This window comes from Amycolatopsis xylanica (assembly GCF_900107045.1).
In the GTDB taxonomy this organism is placed as follows: Bacteria; Actinomycetota; Actinomycetes; order Mycobacteriales; family Pseudonocardiaceae; genus Amycolatopsis; species Amycolatopsis xylanica.
Genome location: NZ_FNON01000009.1, coordinates 171,515 through 192,377, shown reverse-complemented (window position 1 = coordinate 192,377; position 20,863 = coordinate 171,515). Strand labels below are relative to the sequence as shown.

The following is a 20,863-nucleotide window of genomic DNA, read 5'->3' as shown; positions in this document are numbered from 1 at the left end:
CGGTTGAATGCGGGGCATGTCCGGACTCAAGCGCACACTGTCGGTCTGGCAGGCCGTGGGCCTGTCCGTCGCACTCATGGCCCCCAGCATGGCCGCGAACATCAACCCACAGCAAACCGCGGCCGCCGCCGGGCGCGCCGTCCCGCTCGCGTTCCTGCTCTCGGCGGCCGGGGTGCTGCTGGTGGCCTACGGATTCGTCCGGATGTGCCAGTACTACCAGCACGCCGGGTCCGTGTACGCCTTCGTCGGGTCGACGCTCGGGCCGCGTGCCGGGGTCGTCTCCGGGATCGGCCTGCTGGGGACGTACACCTTCTACGCCGTGGTCACCTGCTCGGCGGCGGGCAACCTCGGCACCGCGTTTCTCACCCAAATGGGCGTGTGGACGAACCCGCCGTCGTGGGCGCCGTTCGCGCTGACCGGCGTCGCGCTGGCGGGCGCCTGGCTGCTCGCGGTGGTGCCCGCGAAGCGCGGCACGAGCCTGCTGCTGATCGTCGAGTGCCTGACGGTCGCGGTGATCCTGCTGATCACGGTGGTCATCGCGGTCCGGCTGGGTTCGCGCTCCGAGGTGCGACTTGACGTATTCAAACCCGAAACCGGACCTTCCGGGCTCTTCCTGGGTGCAGTGTTCGGATTCCTCTCGTTCGCCGGGTTCGAGGCGGCCGCGACGCTCGGCGAGGAGACGCGCGACCCGAAGCGAGCCATCCCGCGCGCGATACTGGGGACGGCCTTGTTCGGCGGGGTGTTCTTCGTCGTGGTCACCACGGTCGAGATGCTCGCTTTCGGCTCTGACGCGGCGAAATTCCACGATTCGCCGTCGCTGCTCGGCGACCTCGGCACGGCTTACGTCGGCGCGTGGGTCGGTGACGTGATCACGCTCGGCGCGGCCATCAGCGCGTTCGGCTGCTGCCTCGCGTGCGTGGTCGGCGGGTCGCGGCTGCTCTTCGCGCTCGGCCGGGACGCCTTCGACGGCCGGGGCGTCGCCACGACCTCCGCCACCGGCGCGCCCGCGGTCTCGGCGACCGTCGTCACGGGACTGGCCGCGCTGGTCATCGCCGTCTGCGCGGTGTTCTTCGGCGCCACCCCGGCCGACACTTTCGCCTGGTCAGGGTCCATCGGGACGCTGATCCTGCTGGTCGTCTACCTGCTCACCACCCTCGGCTCGATCCGGCTGGTGTTCGTCCAGCGCAAGCTCGCGGTGCCGCGCTGGCAGCTCGTCTTCCCACTCTGTGCGCTCGTCTTGCTCGGATACACCGTCTACGTCAATGTCATCCCCTATCCGGAGTCAGGTCCGGCACAATGGTTCCCGGTGGTCGCCGCGACGGTGCTCGTGCTCGCCGTCGGGCTGGTGCTCGCCAGGCCAGCGTTCGCCCGTCGAGTGGGGGAGCGGTTGTCCCTCGCCGAAGGAGGAGCGTGACGGTACTGCCCTTCGTGGCCGATCTGCCGCTGGTGGATCACCACTGCCACGGCCTGGTCACCGCGGAACTGGACCGCGTGGGCTTCGAGGAGATGCTCACCGAGGCCGACACCGTGTCCCCGCTGGGCACCACCGTGTTCGAGTCGCTGATCGGGCTCGCGGTGCGCCGCTGGTGCGCGCCGGTGCTCGGCCTGCCCACCCGCGCGCCCGCCGACGACTACCTCGCGCGCCGCGCCGAGCTCGGCGCCGACGAGGTCAACCGGCGGTTCCTGCGCGCCACCGGCATCACCGACTTCCTGATCGACGGCGGGTTCCAGCCGGACCGGCTGACCACGACCAAGCAGCTCGCCGGGCTCGCGAACGCGCGGGCGCACGACATCGTCCGGCTGGAGGTGGTCGCCGAGGACGTGATCCGCGGCGGCACCACGGCGAGCGGGTTCGCGGACGCGCTCACCGCCGAGCTGGCCCGCCGCGCGGCTGGCGCCGCCGGGGTCAAGTCGATCGCGGCCTACCGGGTCGGCCTGGCGCTCTCGGGAGCACGCCCGAGCGCGGCCGAGGTGGCCGAAGCCGTGGGCAGGTGGCTGGCCAAAGTGGACACCGGCGAAGAGGTCCGCCTGGTCGACGAGGTGCTGCACCGGTTCCTCATCTGGACCGCGATCGACCTGCGGCTGCCGGTCCAGCTGCACGTCGGCTACGGCGACTCGGACGTCGACCTGCACCGGTGCGATCCGCTGCTGCTGACCGACCTGCTGCGGGCGACCCGCGTGTCGGGCGTGCCGATCCTGTTGCTGCACAACTATCCGTTCCACCGCAACGCCGCGTACCTCGCGCAGGTCTTCGAGCACGTCTTCGTCGACGTCGGGCTCGCGACGCACAACACCGGCTACCGCTCGTCGGCGGTGATCGCGGAGACGCTCGAGCTGGTGCCGTTCGGGAAGTTCCTGTTCTCCACCGACGCGTTCGGCCTCGCCGAGCTGTATCACCTGGGCACGCTGTTCTTCCGGCGCGGGCTCTCGGAGTTCCTGGAAGCAGGCCTCGAAGCGGACGAGTGGTCCGAAGAGGACGCGCTGCGGACCGCGTCACTCGCCTGCTTCGAAAACGCCCGTCGTGTATACCGGTTGGCAGAATGAACGACTTGCACGGACTCTGGGCGGACTGGCGCGCCGCCGTGTCCCACGAACTTCCCTTCGCGACGACGTTGCGCCATCGTCTGCACGCCGACCCCCGCATCTCCGGCGACGAAGAGGACACCGCGCTCGCGGTGCTCGAAGCCATGCCCGCCGGGGAAACCACACGCGTCGCGAAGACCGGCCGCGCGCTGCGGCTGGGCTCGCCCGATGGCCCGGCGGTGGCGTTGCGCGCGGAGCTCGACGCGCTGCCGGTGCTCGAACGGACCGGCGTGCCGTTCGCCTCCGAAACGGATCTCATGCACGCGTGCGGGCACGACGTGCACCTCGCCGCCTTGGTCGCGGTGTGCCGTGCGGCGGACCAGATCGGCGTGCCGCAGCCGATTCTCGCGTTGCTGCAGCCGCGTGAGGAGACGCCGCCGTCGGGCGCGCTGGACATCGTCGACTCGGGCATGCTGCGCGACCAGCAGGTCACCGCGGTCGTCGGCGCCCACGTGCAGCCGCGCCTGCCCGCGGGCGTGGTGTCGGTGGTGCCCGGCCCGATCAACGCGTCCACCGACGAGTTCGAGGTGGTCGTGACCGGCCACGGTGGTCACGCGGGCTACCCGCACCTGCTGCGCGACCCGATTCTGGCGCTGGCCCAGATCATCGTGAGCCTGCAGCAGATCGCGTCCCGGCGGATCGACCCGGTCTCGGGCGCGGTCTGCTCGGTCGGGCGCATCCAGTCGGGCACGGCCGCGAACATCGTGCCCAACCAGGCGACTGCGCTCGGGTCACTGCGCGTGATGCGCGACTCCGACCGCGAAGCCGCGCTGGCCACCCTGCGCGAGATCGTCCACGGCACCGCCCGCGCCTACGGCTGCGAGGCCGAACTGCGCATCATGCCGTGCGAACCGGTGCTGCAGAACGATTCCGCGCTCGCCCTCGACGCCGCGGGCTGGCTGACGCGCGGCGGCGTCACGGTCGACACGGCGTTCCGGTCCTTCGGCGCGGACGACTTCGCGCACTACTGCGGCTCGACGCGCGGCCTGATGATGTTCGTCGGCCTCGGCGACTCGGCGGGCGCGCCGACCCTGCACGACGAGCGCTTCCTCCCGCCCGACTCCTCCATCGAGCTGGTCGCCACGGCCCTGGTCGCGGGCTACCTCGCCGCTCTTGGGTCGTGAGTGGTACGGCCGGTTCTAACCGGCCTAAACACTCACGACCCCCGAGGGACCCGCCTCGCAGTCGGTGGGCTTGGGTCAGGGCCTCCCTCACCCGAACCCACCGAGTCAGGGCCTCCCTCACCCGAAATGTCGGGTGAGGGAGGCCCTGACCACCTGCAACCGGGTGAGGAAGGCCCTCACCCAGCCGCATCGGGCACGCCACATTCGCCCTCCCCTCAATAACCGCCCGCAACGCTCACGACCCCCGGTCGGGCGGGGACGGTGAGTGCCCTTTGCGGCGTTGGACGACGCAAAACGCGCTCACCCCGGTCTGCGGGGAGCCTTGGTCCGGCTTGAGTGAGGGCCTCCCTCACCCAAGCCGGACCACGCCCCTGACGGGGCGAGGCCGCCGAGACCAGGTCGTGAGTGTTTTGACCGGTTCTAACCGGCTTTAGCACTCACGACCCCAAGAGGCTGTGGCCTAGCCGGGTGAGCGTGTGGCGGATGTGCGGGCCCGCGCGGCGTGTGGTGAGCAGGCCCGCGTCGTGCAGGACCGCCAGGTGGGCGCGGATCGTCGAGCGGGGCACGCCGAGGCGGATGGCCAGCTGGGTCGCCGACGAGGCGACCCGGAGTTCGGTCAGCACGCGGGCGCGCTCCGGGCCCAGCAGCCGCCCGAGCGTGTCGGCCTGGACGAGGTCGGCGCACGGGTAGACGAGCACCGGCGGCTGCTCGGGGTCGACCATCGTCACCGGGGCGCCCCAGCAGAAGGACGCGGGCACCAGCGTGAGGCCGCGGCCGCGCAGGTGGATCGTGTGCTCGCAGAGGTAGTCGGCCTCCAGCACCGGATAGCGCCAGCGGATCGACGGATGCAGCCCGCTGAGCAGGCCGTCGACGCCCGTGCTCAGCGCCTGCTTGGCCCGCATGGCCCGGTCGGCCTCCACCGCCCGGCGCACTTCGGGCCAGCGGGCGGCCAGCGCCGAGTCGTGGAAGTCGCGCAGGCCGGCGACCAGGCCGTCCAGCCGCCCGGTGTCGTGCGCGTCCCAGGCCCAGTCCGGGACCGTCGAGCCGTACGTGAGCTCGAGGTCTTTGCGGACCGAGTCCTTCGGGAGGCGGAGCATCGCGTCGAAGTGCGCCTCGATGTCGGCGTCGTCGAGCGGCGGGGTGAGGAAGTCGGGGAACGAGGTGCCTGGCGGGGCCAGCGCGGCGATCCGGCCGGCGTCGGCCGAGGCGCGCCAGGGCTGGAACCGGTCGGGGGCCGTGCGGCTCTGCAGCGTGTTGATGCCCAGCACCAGCTCCCAGAGCGGGTGCGGGTGCTCGGCGACCCGGACACGGCTCAGGTCGTCACGTGTGAAAACGATGCGCAGGACCATGGATTCCCCCACGGCCATCGTACCCGGCAAACGTTTGCCGGAAGTCCCACCGGGGTGTTCTTCTCCCGCGTGCGGACCCGGCACGTTACGGTGACCCCGTGATTTCCGCTGCCGCTCCGTTCCTGGCCACGATCCCCAGCCCTGACCGCGGGGTATGGCATCTCGGGCCGATCCCGATCCGGGCCTACGCGCTGTGCATCATCGCGGGCATCGTGGTGGCGCTCTGGTGGGGCGAGCGCCGCTGGATCGCGCGGGGCGGCTCGAAGGGCGCGGTCGTCGACATCGCCGTGTTCGCGGTGCCGTTCGGCCTGGTCGGTGGCCGGTTGTACCACGTCATCACGGACAACCAGCTGTACTTCGGCGAGGGCAAGAACCCGCTGAACGCGCTGCGCATCTGGGACGGCGGCCTGGGCATCTGGGGCGCGATCGCGCTCGGCGCGGTCGGCGCGTGGATCGCGTGCAGGCGCAAGGGCATCCCCCTGGCCGCGATGGCCGACGCGCTCGCGCCCGCGATCGTGGTCGCGCAGGCGATCGGGCGGCTCGGCAACTACTTCAACCAGGAGCTCTACGGCGACCACACGGATCTGCCGTGGGGACTGGAGATCTACGAGCGCATCGACGCCGCGGGCAACCGCGACCTGCTCGGCGGTGTCGCGGTCGGGCACGTGCCGCTGGCCGACAGCCCCGTGCACCCGACCTTCCTCTACGAGCTGCTGTGGAACCTCGGCGTCGCGCTGCTGGTGGTCTGGGCGGACAAGAAGTTCAAGCTCGGGCACGGCCGCGCGTTCGCGGTGTACGTCGCGGGCTACACGGCGGGCCGGTTCTGGATCGAGAACATGCGCTCGGACGCCGCGAACCACATCCTGGGCCTGCGGGTCAACGTGTGGGTCTCGCTGCTGGTGTTCGCCGGCGCGGTCGTCTACCTCGTGCTCGCCAAGAAGAAGGGGCCGCGCGAGTCGCCGGAATCCTTGCGCGGGAATGACGCCGAAGACACTGTGGACAGTCCGGACGAGCCCGCTGAGAAGAAGGCCGGGGAAGAGGAGTCCGCCGACGTGTCGGCAGGCGCCTCAGCCCCAGCCTCGGCCTCAGCGCCGGACGAGGCCCCGGCCGGTGACGAGCGGAAGGTCGAGGGCGGTCAGTAGCCCCGGAGGCGCCGCCACCACGGCCGGGATCGCGTTCACCAGACGCATCGCGGTGGCCTTGAGCCCGGCCGTGTTGTGGTCGCCGTCGGTGCCGAGCAGCCGCAGATCGAGCGTGTAGTTCGGCTCGCCGGTGACCTGCACGCGGTAGCACCCCTGCCCGGTCGGCTGCTGCCAGTCCGGGCCGAGATCGGGCCGCAGCCGCGTGATGTGCTCGAGCACGCAGACCGGGCGGCCGTTCAGCATGCCCCGCACTTCGAAGTGCAGCGCCGCCACGGTCCCTTCCTTGACCGTCCCGGACGCGATCTCAAAAGTCTCGGGAGCGGGCAGGCGCTCGTAGTTCTCTTCGACGGCGTCGAGTTCGACGTCCAGCCCGGCCGCGAGCTGACGCACGACACTGCCCCAGGCGAGACTGAGCACACCGGGCTGCAACAGCAGAGGCAGCTCGTCCATCGGCTTGCCGAAGCCCATGATGTCGAACAGCACTTTGCCGTTGTCGTACGTCGAGTAGTCGAGGATCTCCAGGCAGCGCACCTCTTCGATGCGCTCGCACACCCCGGTCAGCACGAGCGGCAGCCAGTCGTTGGCGAAACCGGGGTCGACGCCGTTGACCCACAGCGAAGCGCCGCCGTCCCGCGCGGCCTCGCGGATCGGATCGCTCATCTCGGGCGGCACGACGCCGTCGGGGAACTGCAGGAACACCGGTCCGCTGGAGACGACGTTGATGCCCGCCGCGAGGAACCGCTTGAGGTCTTCGACGGCTTCCATCAGCCGGTCGTCGGCCATCGCGGTGTAGACGACACAGTCCGGTTTCAACGCCAGCAGCGCGTCGGCGTCCGTGGTCGCGGTGACGCCGAGCGTCCTGCCGAGACCGGCCAGCTCACCGGCGTCCTTGCCTTCTTTGTCCTTTGAGGACACCCAGACGCCGGCCAGTTCGAGATCCGGCCTGGCGTCGATGCCCGCGATCGCGTGCCGTCCGACGTTTCCCGTGCTCCACTGAACGATCTTCATAGGTCAGGCAGCCCCAGTTCCAGGTTGGGTGTTTGCAGTCCACCGTCCACTTCGAACACTTTGCCGGTGACGAACTTCCCGGCCCGCGACACGAGATAGACGATGGTGGCCGCGATGTCCTCGGCCTCGCCGATGCGGCGCAGGGGAGTGGCGTCCTCCATTTTCCCGCGCAGTTCGGGATTGTTGACCACGACGTCCAAAGCGGACGTCGCGACCGAGCCGACCGCGATCGCGTTGACCCTGATGCGGGGCGCGAGGTCCGTCGCGGCGAGCCGGGTGTATTGCGCGAGCGCGCCTTTCGCCGTGCCGTAGGCGAGAAAGCCGCGCCCGGCGAGCCTGCCCATCACCGACGAGATGTTGACGACCGCGCCGCCGTCGCCTCCGAGCATCGCCGGTGTGGCGGCCACGGTGAGCGCGTGCGCGGTGGAAACGTTGAAGCGAAAGGCTTCTTCGAGGAATTCGGTGGAGGTTTCGAGTATCGGCCGGGGATAGGTCCCGCCGACGTTGTTGACGACGATGTCGAGTCTGCCGAAGGCGTCCGTCGCGGCCTGTGCCAGGGAAGCGGCTTCGGCCGGATCGCTGAGGTCGGCCGCGACCACGTGCGCGCGGCGTCCGACGGCTTCGACGCGTTGGGCGATGAGTTCGAGCTGATCACGGGTCCGGGAGGCGATCACCACGTCGGCGCCCGCTTCGGCCAGCGCGACCGCGGTGGCGGCGCCGATCCCGCGTCCGGCGCCGGTGACCACGGCGACCTGCCCGGTGAGCTGGAAACGATCCAGGATCATGGGGCAAAACTGTAACACGTTCTACTGTGGAAATCCCGCACTGAAGAAGAGGCCGCGGGGCGTTACGATCGGCCTGGTCGACGGCCATCTATACTTAGCGGTACGAAGTACTCGCGCGTCATCAAGAACGATGTCGTTCTGACCATCCAGATCGTTACCGTTCAGGTGAACAGTGCGTCGCATCTCATGCTGCCGAGACGTTTCCTGGGTGTTAAAGTCGCGCTAACGAGCGGGCCATCGTCGTCCCGTGCGCACTGGACCTGGGGATTTCCACCACTGAGCACGAAACACGACGAAGGAGGTCCCTTCATGATCTTCTCCGCCATGCCCGAGAAGCAGGGTCTTTACGACCCCGCCGACGAGCAGGACTCCTGCGGCGTCGCCATGGTCGCCGACATCCATGGGCGACGCACCCATGGCATCGTCACCGATGGCCTGGCCGCCCTCACGAACCTCGACCACCGTGGCGCCGCGGGCGCCGAGCCGACCAGCGGTGACGGCGCCGGCATCCTGCTGCAGCTGCCGGACGAGCTGCTCCGCGCCGAGACCGGCTTCGAGCTTCCCGAGCCTGAGCAAGGAAAACACCGTTACGCGGCCGGGATCGCCTTCCTGCCCGCCGGCCTCGAAGACCGGCGCAAGGCCGTCGAGCTGATCGAGCAGGTGGCCATCGAGGAGGGCTTGAACGTCCTCGGCTGGCGCGAGGTGCCGGTCGACCCGGACAAGGCCTACCTCGGGCCGACGGCGCGGTCGGTCATGCCGCACTTCGCGATGCTGTTCGTGGCGGGGCACGGCCTCGGCCCCAGCGGGCTCGAACTGGACCGGCTCGCCTTCTGCCTGCGCAAACGCGCCGAGCACGAGACCGAGGCCGCCGGCGTCGGCACCTACTTCTCGTCGCTGTCGTCGCGCACGCTGGTCTACAAAGGAATGCTCACCCCCGAGCAGCTCCCGCTGTTCTTCACGGACTTGGGCGACACCCGGCTGGCCAGCGCCATCGCGCTGGTGCACTCGCGCTTCTCGACCAACACGTTCCCCTCGTGGCCGCTCGCGCACCCGTTCCGGTTCGTCGCGCACAACGGCGAGATCAACACGATCCGCGGCAACCGCAACCGCATGCGTGCCCGCGAGGCGCTGCTCGAGTCGACGCTGATCCCCGGCGACCTGACCAGGCTCTTCCCGATCTGCTCCGCCGACGCGTCCGACTCCGCCTCCTTCGACGAGGTGCTCGAACTGCTGCACCTCGGCGGGCGCAGCCTGCCGCACGCGGTGCTGATGATGATCCCGGAGGCGTGGGAGAACCACACCACCATGGACCCGGCGCGGCGCGCGTTCTACAAGTTCCACGCCAGCCTGATGGAGCCGTGGGACGGGCCCGCCTGTGTCACCTTCACCGACGGCACGCTGGTCGGCGCGGTGCTCGACCGCAACGGCCTGCGCCCGGCGCGCTGGTGGCAGACCGCCGACGGCCGCGTCGTGCTGGCCAGTGAGGCGGGCGTGCTCGACGTGGCCGCGGCCGACGTCGTCGCGAAGGGACGGTTGAAGCCGGGCCGGATGTTCCTGGTGGACACCGAGGCCGGGCGGATCGTCAACGACGACGAGGTCAAGTCCGAGCTGTCGAAGCAACTTCCCTACGAAAGCTGGCTGCACGCCGGGCTGCTCCAGATCGCCGAGCTGCCCGACCGCGACCACATCGTGCAGAGCCACGACTCGGTGCTGCGCCGCCAGCAATCCTTCGGCTACACCGAAGAAGAGCTGAAGATCCTGCTCGCGCCGATGGGCCAGAAGGGCGCGGAGCCGCTCGGCTCGATGGGCACGGACACCCCGCCCGCGGTGCTGTCCCAGCGTTCCCGGCTGCTCTACGACTACTTCAAGCAGAACTTCGCGCAGGTCACGAACCCGCCGCTGGACGCGATCCGCGAAGAGCTGGTCACCTCGATGAAGCGCATCATGGGCCCGGAGCAGAACCTGCTCGAGCCAGGCCCGGCGTCGTGTCGTCACATCCAGCTGCCGTACCCGGTCATCGACAACGACGAGCTGGCCAAGCTCATCCACATCAACGACGACGGCGACCTGCCCGGCTTCGCCTGCTCCGTCCTTTCCGGACTGTACGAAGTGGACGGTGGGGCTGCCGCGCTGGCCGACGCGATCGAGCGGGTCCGGCGCGAGGCGTCCGAGGCCATCTCGGCCGGCGCGCGCACGCTGGTGCTGTCCGACCGCGACTCCGACCACCGGATGGCGCCGATCCCGTCGCTGCTGCTGGTCTCCGCGGTGCACCACCATCTGGTGCGCACCAAGGAAAGGCTGCGCGTAGCGCTGGTCGTCGAGAGCGGCGACGCGCGCGAAGTGCACCACATCGCGCTGCTGCTCGGTTACGGCGCCGCCGCGGTCAACCCGTACCTGGCCTTCGAGTCCATCGAGGACCTGATCGCCACTGGCGCGCTGCCGCAGATCGAGCCGAACAAGGCCATCCGCAACTACGTGCAGGCGCTGGTCAAGGGCGTACTCAAGATCATGTCCAAGATGGGCATCTCGACCGTCGGTGCTTACACGGCCGCGCAGGCGTTCGAATCCTTCGGCCTGTCCCAGGAACTGCTCGACGAGTACTTCACCGGCACCGTCTCGAAGCTCGGCGGCGTCGCGCTCGACGTGCTCGCCGAAGAGGTCGCCGTGCGGCACCGCCGCGCGTACCCGGACAACCCGACCGACCGGGTGCACCGCAGGCTCGACACCGGCGGCGAGTACGCCTACCGCCGCGAGGGCGAGCTGCACCTGTTCACCCCGGAGACCGTGTTCCTGTTGCAGCACGCCAGCAAGACCGGCCGCGACGAGGTGTACCGCAAGTACTCCGACGAGGTACACCGGCTTTACCGCGAGGGCGGCACGCTGCGCGGGCTGTTCTCGTTCAAGACCACCCGCGAGCCGATCGGAGTCGACGAGGTCGAGTCGGTCGAGTCGATCTGCAAGCGGTTCAACACCGGCGCCATGTCGTACGGCTCGATTTCGGCCGAGTCACACGAAACGCTGGCCATCGCGATGAACCGCATCGGCGGCCGGTCGAACACCGGCGAGGGCGGCGAGGACCCGGAGCGGCTCTACGACCCCGAGCGGCGCAGCGCGATCAAGCAGGTGGCATCGGGCCGTTTCGGTGTCACCAGCGAATATCTGGTCAACGCCGACGACATCCAGATCAAGATGGCGCAGGGCGCCAAGCCCGGCGAAGGCGGCCAGCTGCCGCCGAACAAGGTGTACCCGTGGATCGCGCGGACCCGGCACTCGACGCCGGGCGTGGGGCTGATCTCCCCGCCGCCGCACCACGACATCTATTCCATCGAGGACCTCGCGCAGCTCATCCATGACCTGAAGAACGCGAACGAGCAGGCACGCATCCACGTGAAGCTGGTGTCTTCACTGGGCGTCGGCACGGTCGCGGCGGGTGTGTCCAAGGCGCACGCGGACGTCGTGCTCATCTCCGGGCACGACGGCGGCACCGGCGCCTCGCCGATGAACTCGCTCAAGCACGCGGGGACGCCGTGGGAGATCGGCCTCGCCGAGACCCAGCAGACGTTGCTGCTCAACGGGTTGCGCGACCGGATCACCGTGCAGGTGGACGGTGCGATGAAGACCGGCAAGGACGTCGTGATCGCCGCGCTGCTCGGCGCCGAGGAGTACGGTTTCGCGACCGCGCCGCTCGTCGTCGCCGGCTGCGTGATGATGCGGGTGTGTCATTTGGACACCTGCCCGGTCGGTGTCGCGACCCAGAGCCCGGAGCTGCGCAAGCGGTACACCGGCCAGGTCGAGCACGTGGTGAACTTCTTCCGGTTCGTCGCGCAGGAAGTCCGGGAAACGCTGGCACAGCTCGGTTTCCGGTCGCTCGACGAGGCCATCGGCCACGCGGAGTTCCTGGACACCGACGAGGCCGTCCAGCACTGGAAGGCGTCCGGGCTCGACCTCAAGCCGATCTTCGAGATGCCGTCGGAGACCCCGTATGGCGGCGCGAGGCGGCGCACGCGCGGGCAGGACCACGGGCTCGAGCACGCGCTCGACCGCACGCTGATCCAGCTCGCCGAGGCCGCGCTCGAGGACGCGCACCCGGTGAAGCTCGAACTGCCGGTGCGCAACGTGAACCGCACGGTCGGCACGCTGCTCGGCTCCGAGATCACCCGGCGCTACGGCGGCGAAGGCCTGCCGGAGGACACGATCAACGTGGTGCTCACCGGGTCGGCCGGGCAGTCGCTCGGCGCGTTCCTGCCGCGCGGCATCACGCTCGACATGGTCGGCGACGCCAACGACTACGTGGGCAAGGGCCTGTCCGGCGGGCGGATCATCGTGCGCCCGCACCCGGACGCGAAGTTCGCGGCCGAGCGGCAGACCATCGCGGGCAACACGCTCGCGTACGGCGCGACCGCGGGCGAGATGTTCCTGCGCGGTCAGGTCGGCGAGCGGTTCTGCGTGCGGAACTCGGGCGCGACCGTGGTCGCCGAGGGCGTGGGCGACCACGCCTTCGAGTACATGACCGGCGGCCGGGCCGTGGTGCTCGGGTCCACCGGGCGCAACCTGGCGGCAGGCATGTCCGGCGGGGTGGCGTTCGTGCTCGACCTCGACCGCAAGAAGGTCAACCACGAGATGGTCGATCTCCAGCAGCCGCAGTCCGAGGACCTGGCCTGGCTGAAGAAGATCGTGCAGAAGCACTACGACCTGACCCGCTCGGCCGTCGCGGCTTCACTGCTCGGCGACTGGCCCCGGCGGTCGGCGTCGTTCACCAAGGTGATGCCGCGTGACTACCAGCGGGTGCTGGACGCGGCGAAGGCGGCACGCGCGGCAGGCCGCGATGTCGACGAGGCGATCATGGAGGCGGCTCGTGGCTGACCCGACCGGTTTTCTGAAGCACGACCGCGAAGAGCCGAAGAAGAAGTCCACTGAGGACAGGCTGGCGTCGTGGGGCGAGGTGTACGCGGAGGTTCCGCCCGCGGTGCGCAACGAGTCGGTGCGCAAGCAGGCTTCGCGCTGTATGGACTGCGGTATCCCGTTCTGTCACTCGTCCGGTTCCGGCTGTCCATTGGGCAACCTGATCCCCGAGTGGAACGACCTGGTCCGCCGCGGCGACTGGGAAGCGGCTAGCGACCGTCTCCACGCGACGAACAACTTTCCCGAGTTCACCGGGAAGTTGTGCCCCGCGCCCTGTGAAGCGGGCTGTGTGCTGTCCATTTCGGACTTGTCAGGCGGCCCGGTCGCGATCAAGCGCGTCGAGCAGACGATCGCGGACCAGTCCTGGGAAGCGGGTTACGTCCAGGCACAGGTCTCGTCCGTCTCATCGGGACAGAAGGTCGCCATCGTCGGCTCCGGCCCGGCGGGTCTGGCCGCGGCCCAGCAGCTGACGCGGGCCGGTCACGAGGTGACCGTGTACGAGCGCGACGATCGCCTCGGCGGCCTGCTGCGCTACGGCATCCCCGAGTTCAAAATGGAGAAGAAGGTTCTCGACCGCAGGCTCGCCCAGCTGCGCAAGGAGGGCACGAAGTTCGTCACCGGCTGCGAGGTCGGCGTCGATCTGTCCGTTGAGGACCTTCGCGCCCAGTACGACGCCGTCGTACTCGCGGTCGGCGCGCTGCGCGGCCGTGACGACAAGACCACCGAGGGCCGCTCGCTCGCGGGCATCCACCTGGCGATGGACCACTTGGTGCCCGCCAACCGCCAGGTCGAAGGCGACGGACCGTCCCCTGTGGACGCTCAGGGCAAGCACGTGATCATCATCGGCGGCGGCGACACCGGCGCCGACTCCTACGGCACCGCGACCCGCCAGGGCGCCCTGTCGGTCACCCAGCTCGACCAGTACCCGACCCCGCCGACGACCCGCGACGACGACCGTTCGCCGTGGCCGACGTGGCCGTACATCCTGCGCACCTACGCGGCGCATGAGGAGGCGGGCGAGCGCAAATTCGCGGTCGCGGTCAAGCGTTTCGTCGGCGACTCCAGCGGCCACGTCCGCGCGATCGAGCTCCAGCGCGTCCGTGTCCACAAGGACCGCGAGACAGGCCGCCGCGAGGTCATCCCGGTCAGCGACGAGGTCGAGACCCTGCCCGCGGACCTGGTCCTGCTGGCGATCGGCTTCGAAGGCGTCGAGCACATGGCACTGCTCGACGGGCTCGGCTTGGCACTGACCCCGCGCGGCACGCTCTCGTGCGGCCCGGACTGGCAGACCGAGACGCCCGGCGTCTTCGTCTGCGGCGACGCCCACCGCGGCGCTTCCCTGGTCGTCTGGGCGATCGCGGAAGGCCGTTCGGTCGCCCACGCGGTCGACGCCTTCCTCACCGGCGCCTCGGACCTCCCCGCGCCCGTCCACCCGACGGCATTACCGCTCGCCGTGGTTTAAGGGCTCGTGGCCGGCGCGCACGGGCGGATTCTGGGTGACAAGGGCGGCCCTTGTCACCCAGAGCGTGACAAGGGCCGCCCTTTTCACGTACCACGGTGGACGAGCCGAGCGAGTGGAAGAATTTCTGCACCCAACGGCGTTCACGCATCCGGTCCGCCCAGGAGCGTCGACGTAAGACTTGGGGTCGTGAGTGGTACGGCCGGTTCTAACCGGTCATACCACTCACGACTCTTGGCCGGGGAAAACCGGGCTGAGGTCCATCGGCGAGCGCGGGTGGAAGTCGGCGGGCCAGTGCTCGGACACCATCTCGTGGTAGACGAGCTGCGGGTCCTTGCCGTTCAGGTAGGTCCACGGATAGGTGCAGAACCGGTCACGGGTGCCGAACAGGTGCAGGAAAGTCCGCTCGGAATGCCCGGCGCAGCCGAACGCGGCCGCGAAGTGGTTGTGCGCGTGCATGGCGCGCGGATGCGGCCGCTCGGCGGACATCCACCGGTCCGACGCGGCGAGCAGGAGCGTGAGTATCCGCTCGTTCGAGAAGTAGGTGCGCTCCAGCTCGCGCCACTGTGAACTGTCCACTCGGGACTTGGCCATCAGGTAGACCTCGAAGCACGCGGCGGGGAAGATGGCCGTGAGCGCGTCGCCGACCGGCGCGGTGCGGGCGGTCTCGATGGCGAAGGTCATCATCTCTTCTTCGGTGCCGCCCCATTTCGGCGCCAGTATCTGCAGCCGGGACGAATGCGCGCTGTAGTGGGTCGGGCAGCGGCGGAGCACCTCCTCCCACACCTGGTCCTGCTGTTCACGGGAAGCGTTCAGCAGCATTCCCGCCGACATCAGCGCGACCAGCGGCGTCGGGTCGGACGGCAGCAGCTCGGCGGCGCGGTGCAGCGGCCCGATCGCCTTGGCGCAGGTGCGGTGGACCATTTTGAACCGGTCCTCGCCGACGCTGCTCGCCCAGCCCGCGCCCCGGATCGCCCCGGCTTCGGCGACGAAACCCTCGCCTGCCAACAGCCACAGCTCGGGGTCGTCGTGCCGCGCCGCCAGTTCGGCGATCTCGTCGACGTGCCCGACGAGGTCCTCCGACAGGTTGCTGAGCCGCAGATCACGCACTTCGGGGTCATCACGGCATTCGGCGAGCACCGTCTGCGCGGCGCGCAGGTCGCCGTCACGGAGCGAGGCGAGCGCGGCGTCCAGCGCGAGGTCGTCGTAGCAATGACCGGTGATGAGGGTGCGGCGGTCGGGTTCCGGCTTCGCCGCACGTCTGCCGAAGAGCTTCACGCCCGCAGGATAGCTTCGCGAAACCGGCGAACGTCGCGAACCGGCGTATTTCAGGCATGCTTGAAAGGGGACACTGGCCGGTGAGCCTGACAGTGCTCGACGTGGAGCTCCGCGTAGTCGCGGCCCCTCCGCAGGTAGGCACCCATGCCGATTTCGGCGCAGCAATGGGTTCCGGGGCTCGCGGCCAGGTGTGCCGGGCATTCCTCGGCCAGGGTGCGCACCTGCTCGGCTTCAAGTTCGAAGGCATGCCTGCTGCCGGTGAGAAAAAGCGTGTCGGCGGTGATGTCCCAGCGAAGATGGTCCCGGAAATCACGATGGTACCTGCGCGAATGCGTCTCACGATCGAACTGGGGGAGCGCCTGCTCCGGCATGCGCACGGTCTGCGGTGAGCCCGCGCCCAGCCGCGCGCGGACCCGCTTCCACCGCGACACCGGGAAGCCGAGACTGTGGTGCAGCAGCACCAGGTCCAGCTTCCGGCCGCCGTATTCCTCGCCGCAGCACGACGGGCTTTCCCGCAATGGCAGGTATATCAGCGTGTGTGGTGAACGGGCGGCCAGCCACCAGGCGATCGCCAGCTCGGCGCTCGCGGCCTTGTCGATGGTGAGCTGCGCGCCGAGCCTGCCTTCGTACAACGGCGCGTGCGGTATCGGCCGCGCGGGCCGGATCACCCGGTACTCATCGCGCCCCAGACGCACGGTGCTGACCACCGTCCGCCAGGTCTTGCCCGCTAGCCGCATCTGTCGCTCACCCGCGAAACCTTAAGCACATAAGGCATCGCGAGCCACCGTATTACGGGCTCGTGAGTGGTACGGCCGGTTAGAACCGGCCGGAACACTCACGACCCCTAACCCTGAATCGCGGCCAGGATCGCCCAGAACCCGAAGCCGCCGACGACCAGTCCCATCACGGCACCCGAGAGCACCTCGGACCGCGTGTGGTCGCCCAGCTCCACACGGGACCAGCACACCCAGATCACCAGCGGCAGCAGCACCCAAGCCCACGGCCCGTACGTGAAGATCAGCACCACCAACGCGCTCACGGCGACGGCCGCGTGCAGCGAGATCTTGAACTTGAAGCCGAACGTGATCGCCACGCTCACCACCAGCGAAGCCAACATCGACGCGGCGAGCGCGATGATCTCGTCCGGGGCGTGCCAGACCACGAGCACCACGAAGCCCGTGCCCAGCGAGATGCCCGCCACCAGCAGCGGCACCGCGCGGCCTGCGCGGTTGGTCACGTGGTGGCCGTCCCACTTGCCCTTGCGGGCGCCGCGGACGATGACGGCCATCGGGATCAGGGAGCCGGTCACGGCCACCAGGAGGCCCCACAGCAGGGTCGGGCCGACGCGGCCGGTGGCCATCCAGGCGACGGCGAGCGGCAGGCCGAGCACCCAGACCCAGGGCGCCAGCAGTTCGGTGCCCCAGCGGGCGAAGCGATGCACGAGCGAAACCGTATCGGGTAGGCCGAATGGCCCCGCAGAGCGGCCGATCAGCGGATTGTACGCAGAGTAGTCAGCGACTTACTTTCGAGTAGCTCTTTCGGCAATTCACCGTCAACGCAGAAGGTGGGTGTGTCATGAAGCGAACTTCGCTGGCCGCGCTTCTAGTGGCGCTTGTCGGGCTGGTGGCCCCTCCGGCCCATGCCGGGCCGAAGGTCTGGACCGTGCGGGACATGCGCGAGGCCGTCCCGATGGAACAGCTGGTCAAGGCTCCGGCCTTCATTCCCAAGCAGGTCGAGCAGGGTTTGCCGATGAGCATCCCGAACGGCGGCGGCGCGTGGACCGGTGGAGGCAAGGTCACCCAGACCGCCGGGCGGGTGTTCTTCACCTTCCAGGGCCGGAAGGCCTCGTGCTCCGGTGACGCCGTGACCAGCACGAACGGCAGCGTGGTCGTCACCGCCGGCCACTGCGTGAAGTATCAGGGCTCCTTCCACACCGACTGGGTCTTCGTGCCCGGCTACGACAACGGCAACGCGCCGTACGGCCAGTGGGCCGCGAAGACCACGCTCACCACGCCGCAGTGGCAGGCCAGCGAGGACATGAACTACGACGTCGGCATGGGCGTGGTGAACCAGCTCAACGGCCAGCGGCTCACCGACGTGGTCGGCGCGCAGGGGATCGCCTTCAACCAGGCGCGCAACCAGTCGATGTACACGTTCGGCTACCCGGCCGCGGCGCCGTACGACGGTTCCAAGCTGATCTACTGCAGCGGCCCGACGATCACCGACTTCCTGCTCACCAAGGACCACGGGATGAGCTGCAACATGACCGGCGGGTCGAGCGGCGGGCCGTGGTTCCTGAACTTCAACGAGGCCGCGGGCACCGGCATCCAGGCGTCGGTGAACAGCTTCGGATACGTGTTCTTGCCCAACTACATGTTCGGCCCGTACTTCGGGACGGACGCGCAGAACCTGTACACCAAGGCCCAGACCTCGTAGTTCCACTTTTTGAGAGATTCGTCCCGGCGGACGGGAGGAGATCGGGGAGCCCTATCCTGAAGGGGTGAACTGGACAGTGGACGTCCCCGTCGACACGCTCCCCGAACTCCCCCCGTTGCCTCCCGAGCTGCGCGCGCGCCTCGACGCCGCGCTGGCGCTGCCTGCCGCCCAGCAGCCCGAATGGCCCGATCCCGAGCTCACCAAGCGCGTGCGCAGCCTGCTCGAGAGCGTGCCCCCGATCACCGTGCCCAACGAGATCGACCGGCTCCGCTCGCACCTGGCGATGGTGGCGCGCGGCGAGGCGTTCCTGCTGCAGGGCGGCGACTGCGCCGAGACGTTCGAGTCCAACACCGAGCCGCACATCCGCGCCAACCTGCGCACCCTGCTGCAGATGGCCGTCGTGCTCACCTACGGCGCCAGCCTGCCGGTGGTCAAGGTCGGCCGGATCGCCGGCCAGTACGCCAAGCCCCGCTCGAACACCACCGACTCACTCGGCCTGCCGGTGTACCGCGGCGACATCATCAACTCGCTGGTCGCCAAGCACGAGCTGCGCGTGCCCGACCCGGGCCGCATGGTCCGCGCGTACGCGAACGCGGGCGCCGCGATGAACCTCGTCCGCGCGCTGACCGCGGCGGGCATGGCCGACCTGCACCAGGTGCACGACTGGAACAAGGACTTCGTGCAGCGCTCGCCCGCCAGCGAGCGGTACGAGGCGCTGGCCGCCGAGATCGACCGCGGCCTGCGGTTCATGTCGGCCTGCGGGGTCACCGACACCTCGCTGCAGTCCACCGAGATCTTCGCGAGCCACGAGGCGCTGCTGCTCGACTACGAGCGCGCCATGCTGCGGATGGACAACGCCGACGCCGCCAACCCGAAGCTCTACAACCTCTCGGCCCACTTCCTCTGGGTCGGCGAGCGCACCCGTCAGCTCGACGGCGCGCACATCGCGTTCGCGGAGCTGCTGGCCAACCCGATCGGCCTCAAGATCGGCCCGACGACCACGCCGGAGCAGGCCGTCGAGTACGTCCGCCGCCTCGACCCGCGCAACGAGCCCGGCAGGCTCACGCTGATCGCGCGGATGGGCAACGGCAACGTCCGCGAGGTGCTGCCCGCGATCGTCGAGAAGGTCGAGGCCAGCGGGCACAAGGTGATCTGGCAGTGCGACCCGATGCACGGGAACACGCACGAGTCGTCCACCGGCTACAAGACCCGCCACTTCGACCGCATCGTCGACGAGGTCCAGGGCTTCTTCGAGGTGCACCGCAAGCTGGGCACCTACCCGGGCGGCATCCACGTCGAGCTGACCGGCGAGGACGTCACCGAGTGCCTCGGCGGCGCACAGGAGATCTCCGACGTCGACCTGGCCGGTCGCTACGAGACCGCCTGCGACCCGCGCCTGAACACCCAGCAGTCGCTCGAGCTGGCCTTCCTGGTCGCGGAGATGCTGCGCAGCTAGCGTGATTTAGCGGGCTTTATCCCGGTCCGGGATAAAGCCCGCTAAATCCCGGTCTAGGCGAGGAGCTGGGCCGCGGACTTGCTGACGGCGTCGGCGAGGCCGCCGATGTCCGGGACCGCCGCGCCGTTCGCCTGGAGTCCGATGTGGATCCCGCCGCGATACAGCGACACCGCGAAGCCGAGCGCCTGGCGCGGCGCCAGCGGAACGAGCGGGTACATCTCCGTCAGCTGCGCTCCGTCGAGCGACATCCGCACGTTCGGCAGCGGCACGTTCGTCACGACCGTGTCGAACAGCAGCGGCGCCGCCTGGCCCGTCACCTTGCCCGTCAGGCGGTGCAACATGGTCGGCACGCGTCCAGCGAGCAGAGGGAACGCTCCGGCGCCCTTAGAGGGCCCTGAAGCCTTGTTACGCGCCATCGCGCGGCGCACGATGCGTAGTCGTTCGAACGGGTCGTCTTCGCCGATCGGCAGCTCACACAAGTAGCCGGAAAGCTTGTTGCCGCCGACCTGCTCGGCCTCACGCGCACGCACGCTCACCGGAATCAGCGCGCGCAGGCTACGGCCGTCGGCGCGCTGGCCGCGGTTGACCAGCCAGCCACGCAGCGCGCCCGCCAGCACCGCGAGGATCACGTCGTTCGCGGTGCCGCCGTGCTCCTTGCGGATGCGGCGCACGTCGGTCATCTCCAGCCGGACGAAGCCGACGCGGCGTTCCTTCGACGACGGCGCGGTGATCGGCGAGATCGGGTACGGCCGAGTGGCACGGACCACTGACCGTGCGATCGAAGCGGTTTCGCTGGCCTGTGACAGCGTCGAGCCGATCGTGTCCAGCACCGTGTCCAAAGTGGACCGGTCCGATGTTTCGACGACCGCCGGTTTCCGGCGGGCGGGCACCGTGAGGTCGTCCAGCAGTCCGGAGGCGATCGCGAATGCACCGGCGCCGTCGGTCAGCGCGTGGTGCAGCTTGAGCAGCAGTGCGAAGTCGTTGTCCGGCAATCCGGTGACAAGATGCAAGTCCCACAAGGGTTTGCTGGTGTCGAGCGGCTCCGCGATCCACCGCGACGCGTACGCGGCGAGCGGGTCGGGCTCGTACAGGTTGCTCACCCGGTGGAGGTGAATATGTTGCAGTGGCGTGAAATCCGGGTCATCGGACCAATTCATGGCTCCCGGCGGGAAGAACGCGGGAGTGGCGAGCCGGCGGAATTGGGGGATCCTGGCCGCGCGTTCGGCGAGCAGGACGGCCAGCTTCGGAGGATCGATCGGCTTGCGGGGACGGAACGTCACCACCGCCCCCATGTGCATGGGTGTGTTTTCGCCTTCCATGCTAAGGAAAGCGACATCGAGT

The 20,863-nt window shown here is 69.3% G+C and carries 15 protein-coding genes; 8 read left to right on the top strand and 7 right to left on the bottom strand.

The features are described 5' to 3' along the window. The first annotated feature begins 16 nt into the window (after positions 1-16). From BLV57_RS34330 to BLV57_RS34320, 3 genes are read left to right on the top strand one after another with little or no spacing between them, the layout of a single operon-like run. Positions 17-1,414 (top strand): APC family permease, encoded by a 1,398-nt coding sequence (locus tag BLV57_RS34330; RefSeq protein ID WP_091296417.1) that lies wholly within the window; start codon positions 17-19, stop codon positions 1,412-1,414. Further along, the gene (locus tag BLV57_RS34325; protein ID WP_091296416.1) at positions 1,411-2,544 is read left to right on the top strand and encodes an amidohydrolase family protein; all 1,134 of its coding nucleotides are present in this window, start codon (positions 1,411-1,413) and stop codon (positions 2,542-2,544) included. The genes BLV57_RS34330 and BLV57_RS34325 overlap by 4 nt, the downstream gene beginning before the upstream one ends. After that, a complete protein-coding gene (locus BLV57_RS34320; protein ID WP_091296414.1) occupies positions 2,541-3,707 on the top strand; it encodes a M20 metallopeptidase family protein in 1,167 nt (388 codons plus the stop codon). The genes BLV57_RS34325 and BLV57_RS34320 overlap by 4 nt, the downstream gene beginning before the upstream one ends. 437 nt (positions 3,708-4,144) lie before the next feature. Here the strand turns inward: BLV57_RS34320 and BLV57_RS34315 are convergent, their stop codons facing one another. Next, on the bottom strand, positions 4,145-5,056 hold the full coding sequence (locus BLV57_RS34315; RefSeq protein WP_143047220.1) for an ArsR/SmtB family transcription factor: 912 nt from the start codon (positions 5,054-5,056) through the stop codon (positions 4,145-4,147). A gap of 98 nt (positions 5,057-5,154) precedes the next feature. Here BLV57_RS34315 and lgt point away from each other — a divergent pair, with 98 nt between their 5' ends. Continuing rightward, positions 5,155-6,198, top strand: a complete 1,044-nt coding sequence (lgt, locus tag BLV57_RS34310; protein WP_091296411.1) for a prolipoprotein diacylglyceryl transferase — start codon at positions 5,155-5,157, stop codon at positions 6,196-6,198. Here the strand turns inward: lgt and BLV57_RS34305 are convergent. Beyond that, positions 6,142-7,206, bottom strand: a complete 1,065-nt coding sequence (locus BLV57_RS34305; RefSeq protein ID WP_091296410.1) for an NAD(P)H-dependent amine dehydrogenase family protein — start codon at positions 7,204-7,206, stop codon at positions 6,142-6,144. The genes lgt and BLV57_RS34305 overlap by 57 nt on opposite strands. Next, positions 7,203-7,991 carry an SDR family oxidoreductase gene (locus tag BLV57_RS34300; protein ID WP_091296408.1) on the bottom strand — a complete coding sequence of 263 codons (789 nt, stop codon included), beginning with the start codon at positions 7,989-7,991 and terminating at the stop codon, positions 7,203-7,205. Before BLV57_RS34300 ends, BLV57_RS34305 begins: the two co-directional genes overlap by 4 nt. A 309-nt stretch (positions 7,992-8,300) precedes the next feature. On the opposite strand from BLV57_RS34300, the gene gltB reads away from it, so the two are divergent. Both gltB and BLV57_RS34290 read left to right on the top strand, forming a co-directional pair. Next, entirely contained in the window at positions 8,301-12,854 is a 4,554-nt protein-coding gene (gltB, locus tag BLV57_RS34295; RefSeq protein WP_091296407.1) for a glutamate synthase large subunit, read from the top strand. Continuing rightward, a complete protein-coding gene (locus BLV57_RS34290; RefSeq protein ID WP_091296405.1) occupies positions 12,847-14,355 on the top strand; it encodes a glutamate synthase subunit beta in 1,509 nt (502 codons plus the stop codon). The genes gltB and BLV57_RS34290 overlap by 8 nt, the downstream gene beginning before the upstream one ends. A 222-nt stretch (positions 14,356-14,577) precedes the next feature. On the opposite strand, the gene BLV57_RS34285 is transcribed toward BLV57_RS34290, so the two are convergent. From BLV57_RS34285 to BLV57_RS34275, 3 genes are all read right to left on the bottom strand, one after another. Beyond that, positions 14,578-15,630, bottom strand: coding sequence for a hypothetical protein (locus tag BLV57_RS34285; protein WP_091296403.1), 1,053 nt, complete (start codon positions 15,628-15,630; stop codon positions 14,578-14,580). Positions 15,631-15,680: 50 nt separating this feature from the next. Then, complete coding sequence (locus tag BLV57_RS34280; protein WP_091296401.1) at positions 15,681-16,367, bottom strand: hypothetical protein; 687 nt, start codon at positions 16,365-16,367, stop codon at positions 15,681-15,683. Between the two features lie 107 nt (positions 16,368-16,474). Then, positions 16,475-17,071 carry a phosphatase PAP2 family protein gene (locus BLV57_RS34275; protein ID WP_091296399.1) on the bottom strand — a complete coding sequence of 199 codons (597 nt, stop codon included), beginning with the start codon at positions 17,069-17,071 and terminating at the stop codon, positions 16,475-16,477. Positions 17,072-17,205: 134 nt separating this feature from the next. Here BLV57_RS34275 and BLV57_RS34270 point away from each other — a divergent pair, with 134 nt between their 5' ends. Together BLV57_RS34270 and BLV57_RS34265 are read left to right on the top strand one after the other, a co-directional pair. Continuing rightward, positions 17,206-18,066, top strand: a complete 861-nt coding sequence (locus BLV57_RS34270) for a trypsin-like serine peptidase (RefSeq protein ID WP_091296398.1) — start codon at positions 17,206-17,208, stop codon at positions 18,064-18,066. Between the two features lie 64 nt (positions 18,067-18,130). Continuing rightward, the gene (locus BLV57_RS34265; RefSeq protein WP_176968935.1) at positions 18,131-19,522 is read left to right on the top strand and encodes a class II 3-deoxy-7-phosphoheptulonate synthase; all 1,392 of its coding nucleotides are present in this window, start codon (positions 18,131-18,133) and stop codon (positions 19,520-19,522) included. Between the two features lie 53 nt (positions 19,523-19,575). Here the strand turns inward: BLV57_RS34265 and BLV57_RS34260 are convergent, their stop codons facing one another. Continuing rightward, positions 19,576-20,841 carry a wax ester/triacylglycerol synthase family O-acyltransferase gene (locus BLV57_RS34260; RefSeq protein WP_245757630.1) on the bottom strand — a complete coding sequence of 422 codons (1,266 nt, stop codon included), beginning with the start codon at positions 20,839-20,841 and terminating at the stop codon, positions 19,576-19,578. Positions 20,842-20,863 lie beyond the last annotated feature (22 nt).